Consider the following 19,000-nt stretch of genomic DNA (forward strand, 5'->3'; position numbering starts at 1 on the left):
GAGCGCCCTCACCCTCTCCACTCCGGTATCAAGGGTGCGTCCGTCAACCCGAGCAGATCCACCGCACGAGCCGCGATATGGGCGACGAGATCCTCCACGGTCGCCGGATTGCGGTAGAAAGAGGGGACCGGCGGCATCACCACGGCCCCCATCTCCGTCACCGCCACCATGTTGCGCAGGTGCCCGAGGTGAAGCGGCGTTTCCCGGGCAAGGAGAACCAGCCTGCGACGCTCCTTGAGCTGCACATCGGCGGCGCGAGTGAGAAGATTGTCTGTGATCCCGGTCGAGATCGCGGCAAGAGACCGCATCGAACAAGGGGCGACGATCATACCGGCCGTGCGGAACGATCCGCTGGCAATCGACGCACCGATATCGCTTTCCGAATGGAAATGAGCGGCGAGCCCGATCAGCCGCCCCAGCGCCTCGTTGCCCGCCTCATGTGCGATTGTCCGGCGCGCTGCTGACGTTACGACGAGATGCAGTTCCACATCATCCATCGCCGCCAGAAGCCGACCGACCTGAAGACCGATCGCCGCCCCCGAAGCACCTGATATCCCGAGAATGACACGCCTCACCATAGCTCACCTTCCCTTGTCTTGATGGATCCAAGTCTAAGTTCGCGCCAGATCGCATCGACGCGCGCCGAAACCTCCGGCGTCATTTGCAGCACGCGGCCCCATTCCCGATCGGTTTCTGCGCCAAGCTTGTTGGTGGCATCGAGACCGAGCTTTCCACCGAGCCCAGGCTTGGGAGAGGCAAAATCGAGGTAGTCGATGGGTGTGTTATCCACCACCACCAGATCGCGGGAGGCGTCGAACCGCGTGGAAAGCGCCCAGATGACATCGCTCCAGTTTCTGACGTCAACATCGGCATCGACCACGATGATGAGCTTGGTGTAGCTGAACTGCGGCAGCATCGACCAAAGCCCGAGCATGATGCGGCGGGCTTGCCCCGGATAGCGCTTGTCGAGCGAGACGACGATCGCCCGGTAGGAACAGGCTTCTGGAGGCAGATAGAGATCGACAATCTCTGGAAACTGGCGCTTCACGAGGGGAAGGAAGAGAGCATTCATTGCCTCTCCGAGCACAGAAGGTTCATCCGGCGGGCGGCCGGTGAAGGTCGAGAGGTAAACCGGATTCTGCCGCATCGTCATCGCACTCAAGGTCATGACGGGAAACGGCTCGACAGAATTGTAGTAGCCCGTGTGGTCGCCATAAGGCCCCTCGAGCGCAGTCTCCGCGATGGAAACAGTCCCTTCCAGCACGATTTCCGCAGTGGCCGGAATATCTAGGGGCTGGGTGAGCGCCCGCACCACGCGGCTGCGCTTTCCTCGGAGCACACCGGCGAATGAAAGCTCGCTCATGGTCTCTGGCAGCGGCATAACGGCTGCGAGGATTGTCTGAGGATCAGCGCCGATCACGACCGCAATGGGCATATGCCGCCCCACGGCCTGCCACTGCCGGAAGTGTTTTGCAGCACCACGATGGGCAAGCCAGCGCGTGATCAGTCGCCCGCGGTCCAACGCTTGCAGGCGGTAGACGCCGACATTGACATCCTTGGGATCACAGGGCGACGCGGTGACGACCAGCCCCCAGGTGATCAGCGGTGCCGGTTCGCCGGGCCAGCACCACTGGATCGGCAGGCGATTGAGATCAACGGCCTCGCCTTCGAAGACGATATCCTGGCATCCGGCATGAGACACCCTACGGCATCCCAGCGCCATGGCGGAGCGAAGCACAGGCAGTTTCTTCAAGGCATCCCGGAGCGACGCCGGCGGTCTCGGTTCGCGCAATTCGGCCAGAAGGTCCGCGAGATCGCCAATCTTGCCGCCAGGGATCCCATAGCCAAGTTCGATCCGCTCGCGCGTGCCGAACAGATTGGCAAGCAGCGGTATCTCTGACACTGCACCGTCCGACCGGACCGGGCGCTCAAAGAGCAAGGCCGGGCCTCCCTCTGCCAGGACGCGCCGGTGGAATTCGGTTACCTCATGAACAAGGCTCACCGGCTGCGCGACGCGGAGAAGTCGTCCCTGCCTTTCCAGTTCGGTCATGAAAGCTTGAAGACCGTCGTAGCGACGAGGCGGTGCGTTCTGTGTCATGCGGACCGCTATGACCTGTGAATTCGGTTGCGTCTTTGCGCTGGAGCAATCTGGATTGTCGGCCGTTCCCATAGGTTTGCGCCGGTTCAAACCATCAAAATTGGCGCAATGCAGATAACATCCCTTCTGGCTCTCCCGCTGAAAGCCGTGCCGCTCGTGTCGATTGAGCTCGTGGCAAGTCGCCTCTTCAGGCTCCTCCTCTTAGCCCATGGCGACATGTTCGAGCGCCTTGGCACATACAAGAGCAGCCGGTTTTCCTTTGCTCCGACTGATCTGCCCCTCATCTTTCTGATCGAGCCCGACCTTCCTCGTCTCAAGGTGGTGCGTCGGAGCGAGGCGTTCACAGCGGATGCGGGTGTCGAGGCCCCGCTGGTCATGCTGCTGGCGCTCCTTGAGGGGCGCTGCGATGCTGATGCCCTGTTTTTTTCCCGCGACCTGAAGGTGATCGGGGACATGGAGGCCATGCTGGCGATGAGAAACGCACTCGATGACTGCGATATCGACATGCCGCGTGATCTCGCGCGGATCGGAGGACCGGCCGCGCCCATCGTTCTGAGGCTGGCCGAGGAAATCCGACGCCAGTCGCTCAAGGGGATCCAGTGATGGAACTGATCTGTCCGGCGGGAACGCCAGCCGCCTTTCGTGAAGCCGTCGATGCAGGCGCTGACGCGGTCTATTGCGGCTTCCGCGACGAGACCAATGCCCGCAATTTCCCCGGCCTCAACTTCAGCTGCGAAGAGCTGCACGACGCAATTGCCTATGCCCGCAAGAAAGGCTGCAAGACATTCGTCGCACTCAACACCTTCATGCGGGCTGGCGACGAAGAGATCTGGTATGGAGCGGCGGCCGACGCAGTAAGGCTCCGTGCCGATGCGCTGATATTAGCCGATTTCGGTCTCATGGCCCATGTCAGGGAACACTATCCTGAGCAGCGCCTGCATGTTTCGGTTCAGGCATCTGCTTCCAATCCCGAAGCAATCAATTTTCTCGTCGAAGCCTTCGACGCAAAAAGGGTCGTCTTGCCGAGAACGCTGACAATCAGCGACATTGCTCGTATTGGTCGCAAGGTCAAATGCGAGATCGAGGTCTTTGTTTTCGGCGGGCTTTGCGTCATGGCCGAGGGACGTTGCTCGCTCTCCTCCTACGCCACCGGCAAATCGCCCAACATGAACGGCGTCTGCTCCCCGGCGAGCCATGTGAGATACCGGCAGGACGGCTCCGACATGGTGTCGGAGCTCGGCACCTATACGATCAACCGGTTCAGCCATGGCGAGGCCGCCGGCTATCCCACACTGTGCAAGGGACGCTTCGACATCGGCGATGCCCGTGGCTACGCCTTCGAAGACCCTGTGTCCCTCGATGTCATGGGAGAAATCGAAGCCTTGAAGGACGCCGGTGTATCCGCATTGAAAATCGAAGGGCGACAGCGCGGCAAAGCCTATGTGGCCGAAGTCGTATCAACACTGCGAAAGGTGCTCGCAACCGCCCCCTCGGGACGTGGCCCCTTGCTGACCCGGCTGAGAGCGCTGAGCGAAGGACAGAAAACTACGGTCGGCGCCTATGAGAAGCGCTGGAGATGAGCATGACCGAACTGACTTTGGGTCCCGTCTACTATCTCTGGGACGGCCCGAAATGGCGAGATTTCTATTATCGGATCGCAGACGAAGCGCCCGTGGATCGCGTTATCCTCGGCGAGACCGTCTGCTCCAAACGGCAGCATTTCATCGAGCCCTACCTGGCGGACGTGGTGGAACGGCTGGAACGGGCAGGAAAGTCGGTGGCCTTTTCGTCGCTGGCGCTCGTCACTCTGGAGCGCGAAGGCCGGATTGTGAAAGAGCTGATCGAGTCATCGGACTACGCAATAGAGGTCAACGATCTCTCCGCCATCGGCCTGGTCAAGGGCCGCCGACATCTCGTCGGTCCCTTGGTCAATGTCTATAATGGCCCGACTGTGCGCTTGCTGGCACAACGCGGGGCAGACCGTATCTGTCTTCCGCCGGAGCTTCCCCTCAGCTCGATCGCCAGGATTGCCGCCGACGCGCCGGATGTGGCTCTCGAAGTCATGGTATTCGGTCGTATGCCGCTTGCCATATCGGCTCGCTGCGCCCATGCCCGTGCCAAGGGCAGGATCAAGGACAATTGCCAGTTCGTCTGTGGCGAAGAGCCGGACGGCCTGTCAATCAAGACACTCGATCGCCAGTCATTCCTGGTGCTTAATGGCGTGCAGACAATGTCGCACACGTGCCAACTCCTGCTCAGCGAACTGAAGGAGTTGCAAGAGGCCGGGGTCACTGGCTTCCGTCTCTCACCACAGGACTGCGACATGGCGCGCATCGCCGTCATCTTCCAGGAAACGCTGTCGGGCAGCATGGAACCCGAAGAGGCCACCGAGTTGGTCGGGCATACTTATCCCACAGCCAAGTTCTCGAACGGTTTTCATCACGCGCAAGAGGGAGCGGCCTGGGTATCGCAGGCAAAAAACAATGCCCACGCGCCCTGATGCGCGAGGGAGTACGAGCACATCTTGTTTGCGAAAGCGCAACGACCGGATCGGTATTCCTCACCATAGTCGGCACCACAGCGGTAACGCATTGAAGCGCAAAGCAAGGTGAACTCGATGGAACTTGACGCAAGCCAGACGGTCGGAAAGATCGCGACCTCCCTCCCCGGTGCAGCCGCACTTTTCCGCCGTCACGGCATCAGCTTCTGCTGCGGTGGCTCTGATAGTATCGAGGTTGCGGCCGAAGCCGCAGGACTCTCGCCGGAAACCTTGGTGGGCGAATTGCAGGGCCTTGTCGATGCCGCCTCGACAGACGCACCGGATGATACTGTCGATCTGATCAAGCACCTCAAGACTCGCTACCACGACACCCACCGTGCGGAACTCAACTCGCTGATCCCTCTCGCGGCCAAAGTCGAACGGGTGCATGGCGATCACCCCGATGCACCAATCGGCCTGGCAAATCTCCTTGAGCGTATTCAGAGCGACCTCCACAGCCACATGCATCGCGAGGAGCTTATGCTCTTCCCGCTCATGGAACGCGGCGACCATCAAGCTCTGACGAGACCCATTGAGCAGATGCGCCACGAACATGACGTCGAGGCAGAGCATCTGGCGGAACTCGAGCACGTGACAGGCGGATTTCATATACCGGACGGTGCCTGCAATTCATGGCGCGCGCTTTACACGGGCTTACAGAAGTTTGCCGACGATCTGGTCCAGCACATGCATCTGGAGAATGAAGTCCTCTTTCCACGCTTTATCGGCGGGACCCTCTAAAACAAACCTATCGAGGATGAGGGATCATGCTGAAGAACCAGAAGCCGGACCGAGGTATAGACCGCGACAGGTTTTCTCCTCCGGTTATTTTTAGATCACGGCGTGAGCGAGCCTGTGACACCATTTGCGACATGCATGAATGCGTGATTAGTGGCTGCGCCGGACACGAGACGGTCGCCTATCTCATGGAACGGCTGCTGTCACTTGATCCTCGACACACAGGCGACAGGCGATGATCGGCCCCTCCACGCAATCCGCTTAACTGCACCTGAAGTTTGCCCATAAATGTGCAGTTCGCGGTTCAAATCCCTACCAAACCTCCGTTGGATTGACGCACGCTGAGGTTTATTTGTTCGACGCTTGGCATTCGACAAACCGAGCCGGAATACGTTAGACAAATTTGTACCTGATCACATCAATTCTCACTAAAACTCACATCGTATCATGATGTTACGATATTCGGCATGATGCCCCAGCTCAGGACAACCTGTAAGATGCGCATCACCGACTTTTCGATCAGCAAACGCCTCTGGCTAGCGATCATGATCCCCCTGGTTGCAGCACTCACCCTTGCCTCGATGGAGTTTCTGAACTCGTGGGGTTCCTACCAGCAGATGCAGACCGTCGTCAAAGTGAGCGAGAACATCGCGGCGATGGGCGAGATGATCCACGTCCTTCAGGCAGAGCGGGGACAGAGCGCGGGATACATCGGATCAAAGGGACGTGCGGACAAGCAACCGCTTGTGACGGCACGTCAGTCGACGGATGCGGCTCTGGCAAAATTGCCAGATCTCGCTGATGCCTTGGCGGAGTTCGAAAACATAGAGCTCAACCGTCGCTGGACTTTCGCACAAGACACATTGAAAAGCCTCGCCGACACTAGGCGATCCATCGACAACCTGTCACTCACCGGAAAACAGTCCTTTGACTTCTATAGCGGCCTGATCGGTGAGCTTTCGGACCTCGCCTCGGAACTGTCCCTCCAGGGTCTCGGGTCGAGGATTGCGGCCGAACTGATCGCTTATAACCTGCTCATGCAGGCAAAGGAGATCGCAGGCCAGGAACGCGCAACCGGCAACACCTTCATCACCTCAGGCAACATTGACCCCGAGCGCATCGCTCCCTTTGCCCGCATGGCTGGCGCGCAGAATGTGTTGATCGATAATTTCCTCGCCCTGCAACAGAAGGAATGGCAATCCGCCTACGCTTCGCAGCTATCCATTCCCGCATCGAAGGAGATCGAAGCCACGCGGTCGACCTTGATTGGGATTGGTTCAACAGCGGCCAGTGATTTGAGTGCTGATCGCTGGTTTGCGGCCGCCAGTCAGCGTATTGACGCAATGAAGGCTCTGGAGACGGCAAGCCTCGAACGTCTCGCCAGCGAGGCACGCGCCATCGCCGCAGCCGCATTCACTCGCCTCGGAACGGTTTTGATCCTTTGCATCGTCGGGGCCATTCTGGTCATTACCTTGTCGATGTTCCTGGCAGGAACCATCAGCCGTCCTCTGAAGGCACTCGTTAATTCGATGCGCAGATTGGCGGAGGGTTACCTCGAACCTACCGGGCAATCTGCCGACCGTAAGGACGAAGTCGGAGACATGGTCAAAGCGGTAGAAGTCTTTAGACTTGCCGCCATCCGCAATCGCGAACTGGAGCTTGACGCAGAGCGTGCCCGCGAACAGGCCGAACGCGACCGAGTTGACATGCAAATCGCAGCAGAGGCAGAGGCAGAAGCGCGTGTGAACAAGGCGACTGGAACGCTGGCCCAGGCCTTGAGGAAACTTGCTGCTGGCGATCTTCTTTGTGAGGTGAACGAAGCCTTCGCACCGCAGTTCGAAGTCCTTCGCCATGACTTCAATCGCTCGGTGGTGCAGTTGCGGCGAGCGTTGGTTGGTGTTGGCCAATCGGTCACGACCGTCACCGGCGGAGCATCCGAAGTTTCTTCAGCATCGGATGACCTGTCGAAGCGCACCGAGCAGCAGGCCGCCTCGCTTGAAGAGACGGCCGCTGCACTCGAACAGATCACAGCAAATGTGACAGCCACGTCCAGACGCTCAGATTTGGCCCGCAGCGTGACGAAGCGCGCACGCGAAAGGGCAAATCGATCAGGTGAAGTGGTACGAAACGCCGTGGCGGCGATGGACAAGATAGAGCAGGCATCGAGCCAGATCAGCCAAATTATCGATGTGATCGACCAGATTGCCTTCCAGACAAACCTGCTCGCTCTCAATGCGGGCGTCGAGGCAGCCCGCGCCGGCGAGGCCGGCAAAGGGTTTGCCGTGGTTGCGCAGGAAGTCCGGGAGCTGGCACAACGTTCGGCACAGGCAGCCCGGGAAATCTCAGGACTGATCGGTAACTCTGAACTAGCTGTTCGCCAAGGCGTTGAGCTGGTTTCCGAGACCGGTACCGGACTGGCCGAGATTGACGAGCTCGTGCAGGAAGCAGCAAGCCATGTGGATGCCATCGCCATTGCAGCCCAGGAACAGGCGGTCGGCCTTTCGCAGGTCAATGTCGCGGTGAACCATCTGGATCAATCGACACAACAGAACGCGGCCATGGTGGAAGAGATGAACGCTGCTGGCGCAGCCTTAGACAGCGAAAGCGCCACTCTTCAGAGCCTGCTTCTTGGCTTCCGTTTGACCTCACCTTCCGACGGCAACGTCGTGCCAGAAAGGATGAGGGCCTGAGTCGATGGAGGGACGGACGACGGCCGTGCGCAGCCGACATTCAGGGCGTTCGTAGCCCCCCCGCGGGCTCTATCTTGCAGATGCCATCAAACTTCTGCTCTGGCGATCCCTCGGGCCATCGCGGCGATGAGGTCGGTTCTGGTGACGATACCGATGAGTTTGCCGTATTCCAGAATGGGTACGGCATCGACATCTGTATCGCCCATCAAAGGCAACAAAGCTCCGAGCGGCGTGTTCGCAATAGCGCGAGGGACCGTGACACTCATGATGTCGATTGCGAGGACTGGTTTATCCCTTTCGGGGTCGATCAGCCTTCGCAGAGCGGGGATGAGACCTCGATCAAGACGAAGTGCGTCTTCTCTTGCGCGGCTGATGAGATGCGTCTGGAAGATAATGCCAAGAAATCGCTGTTCATCGTCGACTACGGGCAGCGATGTGAAACGATGGCGCCGGAAGAGATCCGCGACCGTGCCTAAATCTGTGTTTGCCTTCACGGTGATCAGGTTAGAGGACATGATAGCGCCCGCAGTCGGAGTGCCGGTCTGGTGCGCTGCTGCCTGGAGCTCTGCTGCACCGATAAGGCGTGCCAAATCTTCAACGCCGAGGTTGAATGACTGTCGATAGCGTTGAAGGATGTCGCTTAGCTCAGCCTCGGAGAGGCCCAGCCGTTCGACGGCAATCCTGTCCGCTGTGCCGTGCCTGTTTTGCTGGTCAAATTGACGAAATGGATAGCGACGCCCTGTGAGCTTGGCATAGGCGATCGCAATCAGGACGATGCTTGCAGTGCCCGTCGCAATCGGCGCAAGCGCGAACCAGAAGCCAAGGTGCTCCACAGCTTCCGGGCTCATGGCAGCCGTCATGGCCACTGCTCCTGCCGGCGGATGAACTGCCCGCAGCATGATTGTCACAAAGATCGCAATCGAAACAGCAAGGGCGATCCGTAACGTCGGCTCGTGGATGAACAGCGAGATTGCAACGCCAACAAGAGCCGCGACAGTATTGCCGATGACAGCAGACCATGGCTGAGCAAGCGGACTGTTGGGAACGGCAAACAGAAGAACGGCAGTCGCGCCCAGCGGTGCGACGAGGTAGAGGCCATTTTCAAGATCGACGGCGGGAGACATCAAGAAATGGCCGGTCAGCCAAAGCCCGATGAAAGCTCCAAGGCCCGCGCGCAGAGCCTCTATTGGAGCCGTGCCAGTCACTGCCGGCCCAAATGAACGTAAGAACTGCAATTGAATATTCCCGACAGATTGAAAGCACAAACTTTCAGCAAATGATCAGAATTTCAACTAGCCATAGGGGTTTCGAAGGGCTGGCGTTGGACAAGATTGCGTACCCAAATCCAAGGGTCGCGATGAGGATCGCGCCGTCGCCGAGGCTTCCCGCGCGCTGGTCGGCGTCTCGATCTACGGAACCATGGCGCCCCTTGTCATCGCCTATCTTTCGTGATTCCTGCCGCTGGTCTGCGCCCGGTGGCCGCCGCCGCGCAATCGGTCGATTCCTCGCTGGACGAGGCAGCGCGTGTGGCCGTCGCCGGGCTCGTCCGACGGATCCTGTCGATCTTCCTGCCCGGCATGCTGCCGGCGGCGACAGCTGGAGCGATTCTGGTGGTGATGACCGCCCTAAATGAACTGACACTTTCGGCCCTGCTTTGGTCGTCTGGCAACGAGACGATCGGGGTCATAGTCTTTGCCCTCAGGGCGAGGGCAATTCCACCGCTGCGGCCGCTGTGGCTGTCCTATCAACAATACTGGTATTGCTGTTGGCGACTATCGCCACACTGGCAAGCGGACGGTTATCCCGCGGCAGCCTACCCTGGAAGGACTAAGTGTCCGATGAAACCCACTGCCACACCAGGCTCACGCCGGAACACCACAGACGCGACGCGTAACAGATCATCTACCATGGATATTAGGAGTTAGATTTCAGCCTGAACCTCTCCGCCCATGCCTGTTGTATCCTGACTGAGGTTCGAACGTCCGAGACTTGAACATGTCATGAAAGGCCAGCACTAATCTCCGCCTAACGGCTGAAATCGTTAAAAATCTGCGGAGCTGGCGCTGCGACGTGATTCCGTCAAATTGTCCCTTAAGCCGCCACGCGAATTCATTCGGCGCTTCAAAAGAGGCCCGCCACTGGTGGTGGCGGGCCAAGCACCGCTCCTGGGAGTCCCAAGCGGCGGGGATGTATTAAAAGCTGGCCCGGAACCGGTTCGGAAGTCATAATTGATGATGTAGTGGCGAAATACAACTTACTGTCTGCTTCCAGTGTTCTAGCGACAGAAGCCGACCGTCCCCACTCGGCCCCGTTTCGGAAATGATTTCCGCTTTGCGCCTTCCTGTCAGACGTTCGACGAGTACCTGCTTGACCCACAAAGCTGCCATGACTGCACGGCATCACGTCTTATGTTTCGCAAAAATCCGTTTTGCTCGCACCATCGCGCCAAAGAAGTCGAACTCATCCTGCAAGACTGACTTCGGCACCCCTTGGCGAAGGCCGACGATGTCGTAAATGGACTCGATGATCCGTATGTCCTCTCCTTGAGCGAAAGAAGTCGAACGCCCTTGCGGCGGTATCCCATCTTCAGGGGCCCCATGCCTGAGCCCAGAATTTGTGTGATCGTCCCGGCCGTCTATGGATTGTTTGTCCGAGCCGATATCATCGGGCTGCTCGATCCGGTCAAAGATCCCGGTTTCACCAACATGCATCATTTGAAACCTGTCAGCCTTGTAGCTGCGACCTCGGCGAGTACCGACAGAGCCAAGGAGGTCGAGTCTCGCGTGGGACCGAATAGACCGATCGGGGCCCTGATGTTAGCCAGGTCCTCGTCGCGGAAGCCTGCCTTCCGCATTGCCTCGAGCCGCCGCTCGTGGGTTCTTCTGCTTCCGAGTGCGCCGATGTAGAATGGTTTTGAGCAGAGCGCGGCCTGAAGCGCTGGTCGCTCCTGGTCCATGTCGTGGTGGAGGAGCAGGACCGCCGTGTATGGGTCGATGAGTTCGGTCAAGTGTGCGATGACGTCCTGACCGGAGATGAACACCACATCATACCCGCAACCTCGGGCGAGTTTAGCCACACTGCGTGCCTCCACCGTCTGACCGGAAATGACAATCCGGATCCGTGGGCGATAGAGGATGTTAAACCAATGGCCAATCCATCCAGTCGTTGCTGGTGGTGCCGTAACCGTCAAAGCTTGCTTCTCTATGGAGAGTTTTAATGCGGTAGTCCGGCGCTGCTGAAGACAGGTGAGTACTTGGACGATCTCGTCAGGCTCGCGCAGGATATGGATGGCCACGGTGATGCCTCCTCCACAGGGAAGGATGATATCGAAGAAGGGTGACCCGTCGCCAAACGTGACCACTCGGTCATTGCCTGCCTCGATTGCAAGCAGAGCTTCGAACGCAACGGCTGCTTCCACGCAGCCACCGGACAGATAGCCAGCGTAGCGGCCATCAGCCGCAACCACGACATGCGAGCCCAGCGCACGGGCAGCACCGCCACGAACTTCAATGAGTGTCGCAATAGCCACCCGTGTTTGAGCATGACAAATGAGGGCAAACTCAAGAAGTGCGGCAACGTCGTCCGCGACGGACACCCTCATGGGTGTCGGCAGTTTGAGACCATTGAGAGAATGCTTCACTGGCCACCAAGCGACTTGAGATAAGCGATAATGTCAGCCCGATCCTGCTCTGTGGAAACGCTGACAGTCATTCGCGTTCCACGCACGGCCTTGGTCGGACCTGCCAGGTAGTTGTCGAGGGCATCTTCCGTCCAAGTTAGACCAGCGTTCATGAGCGCCGGCGAATAGCGGTAGCCTTCAACCACCGCCGCTTCCCGGCCAACGACCCCGTTGAGCGGAGGTCCAGACTTATTCTCGCCTTGAACCGAATGACAGCCGGAACAGCGGTTAAAGAGCTGTTGGCCCCGAACTGGATTTCCGGCGATTGAGGCTGCAGCCAGACCCGCAATGGAGACGGCGGCGATAGACAGGATCAAACGTAGTGCACGCAGCATCATTGTGCTTTCAGTTCTTCAGGATTGATTGGCAAGGTCCTGACGCGCTTGCCCGTCGCAGCGAAAATGGCATTGGTGACGGCTGGGAAGACGGCTGTGGTGGAAGCCTCACCGATTCCTCCAGGCGCTTCGGCACTGCGGACAATATGGGTTTCCACACGAGGCGCTTCTTCGATGCGCAGCGGGAGATAGTTGTCGAAGTTGCTTTGCTCGACACGTCCATCTTTGAACGTGATCGCACCATAAAGTGCCGCCGTCAGACCATAGAGCGCGCCACCCTCCATCTGGGCCGCGATCGTATCCGGATTGACCGTCATGCCGCAGTCGACGGCTGTCACAATGCGTGTCACGCGAACCGTTCCGTCGTCCGCTACCGACACATCGGCGACCATTGCAAGGTAAGTTCCGAATGCGAGTTGGACAGCGACGCCGCGGCCTCGGCCCTGTGGCAGCGCTTCGCCCCAGCCAGCCTTTTCCGCCGCGAGCTCCAGGACGGCGAGCGCGCGCGGATTTTCTGTAAGGAGCCGCTTGCGATATTCGACGGGATTGGACTTTGCCGCTGCGGCCAGTTCGTCGATGAAACTTTCCACCACGAAGATGTTGTGTGACGGCCCGACGCCGCGCCACCAGCTCGTGAGCACGCCCTGCGGCTCCACCTGTTTGAACTCTATATGGATCGCCGGAAGCTTGTAAGGGGGATGGGCGGCGCACTCGACGCCGTCAGGATCGACACCGTTTTGCATGGCGGCGGGTGCAATACGGGCAAAAATCGAGGATCCGGCAACGCGGTGACTCCAGGCGATCGGATTGCCATCCGTATCAATGCCGCCTGATATCCGGTCGTAATAATATGGTCTGTAGTAGCCGTGCTGGATGTCCTCTTCACGGCTCCAGATCACCTTGACTGGTCCCTTGACCTGCATTGCGACCTTGACGGCGTGAGCGATCCCGTCGGCTTCCAGGCGGCGACCGAAGCCGCCTCCAACGATGTGATTGTTGATGATGATGTTCTCAGGCGGGAGACCTGTAACCGTGGCGGTTGCCTGCTTTGCTGAGGAGAGGTTCTGCGTTCCGACCCAGAGTTCGCATCTATTCTCGCCTATGTGAACGGTACAGTTCATCGGCTCCATGGCCGTATGAGAGAGGAAGGGCAATTGGTACACGGCGTCGATCCGGACTGCGGCGCTCTGAAGGGCCGCGGTCACGTCTCCCTCACTGCGCGCCACACCTCCTGCGGATTGCGACTGCTCTTCGAGTTGCCGGAGGATATCGGCTTGTGACACGCTACCGTTCGGACCGTCCTCCCATTCGATGGCCGCGGCCTCCAGACCCTTCTTTGCGGCTCCGGTATGGTCTGCAACGACCGCCACAGAATCGTCCGTGATAACCACCTGCCGCACGCCTTTGATGGCCAAGGCTGCCGGCTCGTTCACAGACTTCGGCTTCCCGCCCAGGACCGGAGATATCGCGATGGCCGCAATCTTGGTCCCCGGTGGTGAGGCATCGATGCCATACTTCAACGAGCCGTTTGTCTTTCCGCGGGTGTCGAGGCGTTTCGCGGATGTCCCCAAAAGCGTGAACTCGGAGGGCTGCTTGAGTGCTATGGATTCGGCCGGAGGAATCGGAAGCGAAGCGGCTATGTCGACCAGTTCACCATAGGCCCGCCTTGTGCGCCCGTCCGGGTTCACCACGAATCCTTGCTCGGTACGGCACGATGTGACGTCGACATTCCATTCCTTGGCTGCAGCCTGCATCAGGAGCGTCCGGGCTGTCGCTCCGGCCGTTCGCAACGGCGTCCAGAACGCACGGATCGAAGTCGATCCGCCCGTCATCTGCCGGCCGAGCATGGGATGCCCGTAGAGTGCTTCGTTGACGGGGGCGTGCTCGATCCTCACCTCCTCGAGGCTTACGTCCAGTTCTTCGGCGATGAGCATTGCCTGAGCGGTATAGATCCCCTGACCCATTTCCACTTGAGGCATGACGAGTGTGACCAGGCCTCTGCGATCGATCCGGATGAAGGCGTTCGGTGCGAAGTCCGTGGCCGCGAGGGTTGCGGTCGGAACAGAACCAAGACTGACGATGAGGCCGCCGCCGAGTGCAGCGCTTGCCTTGAGGAAACTGCGTCGGTTCAGGCTGGGGCTAGCAATTTTGGTCGACATGGTCCGTTCTCCTCTCACGCGCTGGCAAGCTTGATGGCTGCGCGGATGCGCTGGTAGGTCCCGCATCGACAGACGTTCCCCGACATCGCGCCGTCGATGTCTTCGTCAGTTGGTTGTTCAATGTCAGACAGGAGTGCGGCTGCCGACATAAGCTGCCCCGATTGGCAGTAGCCGCATTGCGGCACGTCCAGTTCTATCCAGGCGTCCTGCAGCGCCTTTCCATGCGCAAGCGTTGCAAGGGCTTCGATCGTCGTGATCTGGCTCTCGGAGAGGCTATCGATCGGCGTGACGCAAGACCGGGTCGCAACGCCATCGACATGGACGGTGCAGGCACCGCAAAGCGCTTGCCCACACCCAAACTTCGTGCCTGTCATACCGAGCACGTCGCGAATGACCCACAGAAGCGGCGTATCGCCATCCGCATCGATTGAATGCGGCTGTCCATTGATCTGGAGGTTGAATGCCATGCGCCTGCTCCGTTGAAGACCTGAGGTTCAGCGGAACATGGCTTGTTTATTGACGCGGATAAACTGGCTTACACTGCGCTTGTTGTATAGCCTGGATAAACAATCTGGCGGGAGGATATTGCGCAGCGGATCTGGGCAGGCCTGTAAGCCTTGCTAGGTCAGAGCCGTGGTCAATCCGTCAAGGACCGTCGTAGCTCCGAGCAAGCGTCTATGAACGCACGCAGTTTAGGTTGTGACTGGGCTGCCTTGGTAAAATAGAGAAACATTCCGTCTGTCCCGGGCGAATAGTCGAGCAGCACCGGTTCAAGCTGACCGGCAGCAACCCTTTGCGACGCGTGATAGGTGGAGGAATAGATCAGTCCCTGACCTCTTGCGGCGAGCCTTTGCATCAACTCCCCGTCGTTGACGGTCACCGGACCATTGGGCTCGATGCTGACATTTTGCCCGTCCTCGAGAAACTCCCAACGATAGATGTCGCCCTTTTCGGGTCGGCGAAATCGGATGCAGTTATGCTTGGCCAGATCTGCCGGCACCATGGGTCGACCATGTTTGCGGAAATAGTCTGGCGAGCCGAAGACCGCCCAATGGAAGAGCGGTGACAATCTGACTGCAATCATGTCTTGGGCGATATAAGGGCCGATGAGAATTCCGGCATCATAGCCACCCGCCACGAAATCATGATGCCTGTTGCTGACAGTGAGATCTACCTTGACGTTGGGCCATGCGGCACAGAAACCGGGCAGGATCGGCTCGATCACGAACGGTACGGCAAGGCGTTCCACAAGCAGTTTCAGAGTGCCCGACGGCTCGTTTGATGCATCGGATGCAACATTCAAGCTGGCCTCAATTACCTGCGCTGCCGGCGCGATCTCTGCCAAGAGAGTTTCACCAGCCTCCGTCAGTGAGATGCGTCGCGTTGTTCGGTGAAATAGTGGTGTGCCCAGTCGCCGTTCAAGCTTCTGCAGCGCCTGACTGATTGCTCCCGGGGTTACTTCAAGGTCGAGAGCGGCCTTGCGAATGCTCTGCCGTTTCGCGATCGCCAGGAATTCGGCCAATCCATCAAATGGGTTCTGACGGCCCATGTGTCCTCATCGAAATTTGTCAGCGCTGTAGTCTTGCATCTCCTCGCTACATGCGATGCACAAGCGATTGATCGCAAGTGAATTCCAATTTTGCTATTTTCGATAGGGCCACTGGTAGCAATTCTGAAAACGGGTCAGTGGGCGGATTCAACGTGAGAGTCGTCTTTAGAGCCACACGAATGCATGCGTCTGATGCATAAACAGTAGGTGCGGCTTCGCGCCTTCATTTCGGTCTTAGGGGCTATACCCTGAGGCGCTCGAAAGCGGACATCCAACGATGGCGGTGTCAACGTCGCCTGTGCGCCAATAGGAGACATGGACTACTTCGAGGGTGCAGGCTGGTTTGAGGCCGGAAGCGGACTGGCCGATGTCGGAGCGTCGATAGGCTAAGCGGACAATGAAGTATCTTACGACGTTGTCCGAATTCCGCCCCAGCGGCTCGTTAGCTATCGAATGCTTTGGCGCGGCTTCGCACCTTCACTTCGGCAAGTGGCAGAATAAACCAACTGCGATGGTCGTTCGATTTGCGCGCGCGCAGAGTCCAGTTCAGTGGACTATTTCACAAGTGAGTTCGACGCCGAAACCGACGGTTCGCAGGTAATGAGCAATATGCAGGAGGAGGTGGTCGCGCTTGCCGTAGCGCTCGCAGATCTCGTTGACTTGTTCGCTGATGGCCACCCTGAACGTTTCAGGTACCTCGAACTCTGCGATGACATAAGCTTCGCGACCGATCGCGTAAACCGGGCAACCTGTAGCTAAAAGCTCCTCTACGAAGGCAGGTATCTGATCTTCTGTCATGATCATGGGCCCTGGGACACGGCTGCAAACTCGGTAGTCAAGCCGTCAGCCGACCTAGCGGCGAGCTCGGATATCGGTGATAGCATCCCGAACAAGTAAACCTGCGCAAAGTCACAGCCGAGTGTCCTCAAAACTTCGAGCTGATCGGCGTTTTCGACTCCCTCTGCAACCACCTTGTGTCCAAGGCCACCGCCTTGGTACTCCAGAAGGTAGAACACTAGTACGGCAATCAGGATGCTAAACACGCCAATCATTTTGGTGAATCTAACATGCAGGCTATTCAGGCCATGCCCCAGGGTTCGCGCGGTAATCAACTCGGTGCCAACTTGCATCACTGCACACTCTCAATGGATGGTTTGGCGGACCGCTGGTGAGCGGCCCGCCAGACTAAGCCTTACCCTTCCGGAAGCCTAGAAGTCCTCCCACGCCTCGTTCTTGACTGCGGTGTTGCCTCTGACGGCCGTGGCAACCCGGTTGATCAACCTGCGGGCCGGCGACACAGTGGGGGCGTTCGCGGAGGTAACTTCGGAAGGCGCAGACCTGTTCTGCGAGTTGCCGATCTCGAAGCGACCAATGAGCTGAAAGAGTGCTTCTGCTTCCTTGGCGAGAGAGTGGCTCGCAGCGGTCGATTCCTCGACCATCGCCGCATTTTGCTGCGTACCTTGGTCCATCGTGTTGACTGCTGTATTGATCTCTTTCAGACCTGTCGCCTGTTCCTTGGCGCCCTCCACGATTGCGTTAACATTGACGCTGACCGCTTGGACCTGAGATACGATATGCTCAAGTGCCTTGCCTGTTTCTGTGACAAGATGGACGCCGTTCTCTACCTGCTCGCCAGACTTCGAGATCAATGTCTTGATCTCCTTTGCCGCTGAGGCCGACCGTTGGGCCAGCTCCCGCACCTCTTGGGCGACTACAGCAAAGCCCTTGCCAGCCTCCCCAGCGCGCGCCGCTTCGACGCCAGCGTTGAGCGCTAGGAGGTTCGTCTGGAAGGCGATCTCATCGATGACACCGATAATGCTTGAGATTTCGCGCGACGAAGATTCGATCTCCTGCATCGCATGCACTGCGCGATTTACGATATCCCCCGAGCGCTCGGCAGACTGACGTGTGTCCTGCACCTGCTTGCCCGCTTCTTCGGCGCGTCGACTGGAATCGGAGACGGTTGTCGTAATCTGCTCAAGCGCTGCTGCTGTTTCTTCTACAGATGCTGCTTGCTGTTCCGTCCGCTTCGACAGATCGTCTGCCGCCGCGCGGATCTGGTTGGATCCGGCAGCAATGGCCTGCGCATTCTGACCGACCCGGCGCATTGCATCCTCCAGCTTAGCCACGGCTTCGTTGAAGTCGATGCGGACCTGGTCCAGTCGCTCGGCGAAGACGCTTTCGATCCGGTAGTTCAGCTTGCCACTCGACAACTCGTTCAGGGCGTGACCGATGCTCTCGACTGCAAAACGGACTTCCGCTGCTTCCTGAGCCTGCCTGCGTTCGCGTTCGATGCGCTCCTGGTCGCTGAGCGAACGGCTCGCTTCTGCTTCCTTTTCAAGACGGACGCGCTCTTGTGCATTGTCCCTGAAGATCGCCACTGTCGAGGCCATTGTGCCGATCTCGTCTTTGCGTCCTTCGCCGTATATTTCGACCTCAAGGTTGCCAGCGGCGAGATCAGACATTGCCGCCGTGATGGAATTCATCGGTCGTATGACGCCGCGCAAGATGGTCCACATAGAGAATACGGCAACGGCAGCACCAAGCGCCGATAGCGTTGTCATAACAGTCGTCAGCAACGATGTCAGTTGATTGCCTTTATCGAGGTCCTGTTTAGCCACCTCGATCTGCAGATTGATCAGCTTTGAGATGTCAGTGCCGAGGGGGTCAATCGTCGGATAGAGCTTCTGATCAGCGAAGTCCGAAAGCGCGTTTAGATCGCCCGAAGCAAGGATCTGCCGGAGTTCCGCTACACCAGCATTTGCTTGAGCACGTACCTCAGCGAAGTTGTCGGCGATTTGCTTCTCTTCTGCCGTCAGTGTCGTTGATATATACTCATTCCAATGGGCCTCAATGGAAGCCAGGGCCCTGTCGACATTCCCCAAGCCATCCTTTTGTGACATGGCTCCCGAACGGACCTTGTGAGCCGTGTCTACGATATCCACAGCGTAGCCGTCGCCGATCCGCTTGAGCTGCTCCATGGGCATAACGCGGTCTAGAACGATCGAGTTGGCGATTTCCGCTTCTGCTCGCATAGCGTAGAAACTGAACGCCGTGATCGCGATTAGTGCTGCGGTCAGCAGCGAGATGCATGCAAGAAGTTTTACCCTAATTGTCATTGTGTCCCCTTCCCAAAACCTATCGAACGAGTGTGTGCCCCCTAGTAGGCTAAGCTTTGCATTTAAGCAGACGCTTATTTCTTATGCGTCCGGC

16 protein-coding genes are annotated in these 19,000 nt (G+C 58.4%); 5 read left to right on the top strand and 11 right to left on the bottom strand.

What is annotated here, in order from left to right; genetic code table 11:
* Positions 1 to 8 precede the first annotated feature (8 nt).
* Entirely contained in the window at positions 9 to 578 is a 570-nt protein-coding gene (locus BW978_RS17900; RefSeq protein WP_076397197.1) for a UbiX family flavin prenyltransferase, read from the bottom strand.
* Positions 572 to 2,098 (bottom strand): UbiD family decarboxylase, encoded by a 1,527-nt coding sequence (locus tag BW978_RS17905; RefSeq protein WP_076397198.1) that lies wholly within the window; start codon positions 2,096 to 2,098, stop codon positions 572 to 574. The genes BW978_RS17900 and BW978_RS17905 overlap by 7 nt, the downstream gene beginning before the upstream one ends.
* A gap of 108 nt (positions 2,099 to 2,206) precedes the next feature.
* On the opposite strand from BW978_RS17905, the gene BW978_RS17910 reads away from it, so the two are divergent.
* The 5 genes from BW978_RS17910 (at position 2,207) to BW978_RS17930 (ending at position 8,065) form a co-directional block, all read left to right on the top strand.
* Complete coding sequence (locus tag BW978_RS17910; protein ID WP_076397199.1) at positions 2,207 to 2,701, top strand: ubiquinone anaerobic biosynthesis accessory factor UbiT; 495 nt, start codon at positions 2,207 to 2,209, stop codon at positions 2,699 to 2,701.
* Positions 2,701 to 3,678 carry a ubiquinone anaerobic biosynthesis protein UbiU gene (locus BW978_RS17915; RefSeq protein ID WP_076397200.1) on the top strand — a complete coding sequence of 326 codons (978 nt, stop codon included), beginning with the start codon at positions 2,701 to 2,703 and terminating at the stop codon, positions 3,676 to 3,678. The genes BW978_RS17910 and BW978_RS17915 overlap by 1 nt, the downstream gene beginning before the upstream one ends.
* Positions 3,679 to 3,680: 2 nt before the next feature.
* Entirely contained in the window at positions 3,681 to 4,598 is a 918-nt protein-coding gene (locus BW978_RS17920) for a ubiquinone anaerobic biosynthesis protein UbiV (RefSeq protein WP_244551998.1), read from the top strand.
* Positions 4,599 to 4,715: 117 nt separating this feature from the next.
* Positions 4,716 to 5,378 carry an iron-sulfur cluster repair di-iron protein gene (ric, locus tag BW978_RS17925; RefSeq protein ID WP_076397202.1) on the top strand — a complete coding sequence of 221 codons (663 nt, stop codon included), beginning with the start codon at positions 4,716 to 4,718 and terminating at the stop codon, positions 5,376 to 5,378.
* 494 nt (positions 5,379 to 5,872) lie between these two features.
* Complete coding sequence (locus BW978_RS17930; RefSeq protein WP_076397203.1) at positions 5,873 to 8,065, top strand: methyl-accepting chemotaxis protein; 2,193 nt, start codon at positions 5,873 to 5,875, stop codon at positions 8,063 to 8,065.
* 86 nt (positions 8,066 to 8,151) lie between these two features.
* Here the strand turns inward: BW978_RS17930 and BW978_RS17935 are convergent, their stop codons facing one another.
* The 9 genes from BW978_RS17935 to BW978_RS17985 form a co-directional block, all read right to left on the bottom strand.
* Entirely contained in the window at positions 8,152 to 9,300 is a 1,149-nt protein-coding gene (locus BW978_RS17935; protein WP_210216990.1) for an HPP family protein, read from the bottom strand.
* 1,164 nt (positions 9,301 to 10,464) lie between these two features.
* A complete protein-coding gene (locus BW978_RS17945; RefSeq protein ID WP_139330591.1) occupies positions 10,465 to 10,776 on the bottom strand; it encodes a hypothetical protein in 312 nt (103 codons plus the stop codon).
* A complete protein-coding gene (locus BW978_RS17950; RefSeq protein ID WP_244551999.1) occupies positions 10,776 to 11,705 on the bottom strand; it encodes an XdhC family protein in 930 nt (309 codons plus the stop codon). The genes BW978_RS17945 and BW978_RS17950 overlap by 1 nt, the downstream gene beginning before the upstream one ends.
* The gene (locus tag BW978_RS17955) at positions 11,702 to 12,082 is read right to left on the bottom strand and encodes a c-type cytochrome (protein ID WP_210216991.1); all 381 of its coding nucleotides are present in this window, start codon (positions 12,080 to 12,082) and stop codon (positions 11,702 to 11,704) included. The genes BW978_RS17950 and BW978_RS17955 overlap by 4 nt, the downstream gene beginning before the upstream one ends.
* Complete coding sequence (locus BW978_RS17960; RefSeq protein WP_076397207.1) at positions 12,079 to 14,238, bottom strand: xanthine dehydrogenase family protein molybdopterin-binding subunit; 2,160 nt, start codon at positions 14,236 to 14,238, stop codon at positions 12,079 to 12,081. Before BW978_RS17960 ends, BW978_RS17955 begins: the two co-directional genes overlap by 4 nt.
* Positions 14,239 to 14,252: 14 nt before the next feature.
* Positions 14,253 to 14,705: a (2Fe-2S)-binding protein gene (locus BW978_RS17965; RefSeq protein ID WP_076397208.1), complete on the bottom strand. Its 453-nt coding sequence runs from the start codon at positions 14,703 to 14,705 to the stop codon at positions 14,253 to 14,255.
* 170 nt (positions 14,706 to 14,875) lie between these two features.
* A complete protein-coding gene (locus BW978_RS17970; protein ID WP_076397209.1) occupies positions 14,876 to 15,787 on the bottom strand; it encodes a LysR family transcriptional regulator in 912 nt (303 codons plus the stop codon).
* A 546-nt stretch (positions 15,788 to 16,333) separates the two neighbouring features.
* Positions 16,334 to 16,585, bottom strand: a complete 252-nt coding sequence (locus tag BW978_RS17975; RefSeq protein WP_076397210.1) for a hypothetical protein — start codon at positions 16,583 to 16,585, stop codon at positions 16,334 to 16,336.
* A 410-nt stretch (positions 16,586 to 16,995) separates the two neighbouring features.
* Positions 16,996 to 18,906, bottom strand: a complete 1,911-nt coding sequence (locus BW978_RS17985) for a HAMP domain-containing methyl-accepting chemotaxis protein (RefSeq protein WP_076397212.1) — start codon at positions 18,904 to 18,906, stop codon at positions 16,996 to 16,998.
* Positions 18,907 to 19,000: the final 94 nt, after the last annotated feature.

It is taken from the genome of Rhizobium sp. RU33A (genome assembly GCF_900156055.1).
Lineage (GTDB): Bacteria > Pseudomonadota > Alphaproteobacteria > Rhizobiales > Rhizobiaceae > Allorhizobium.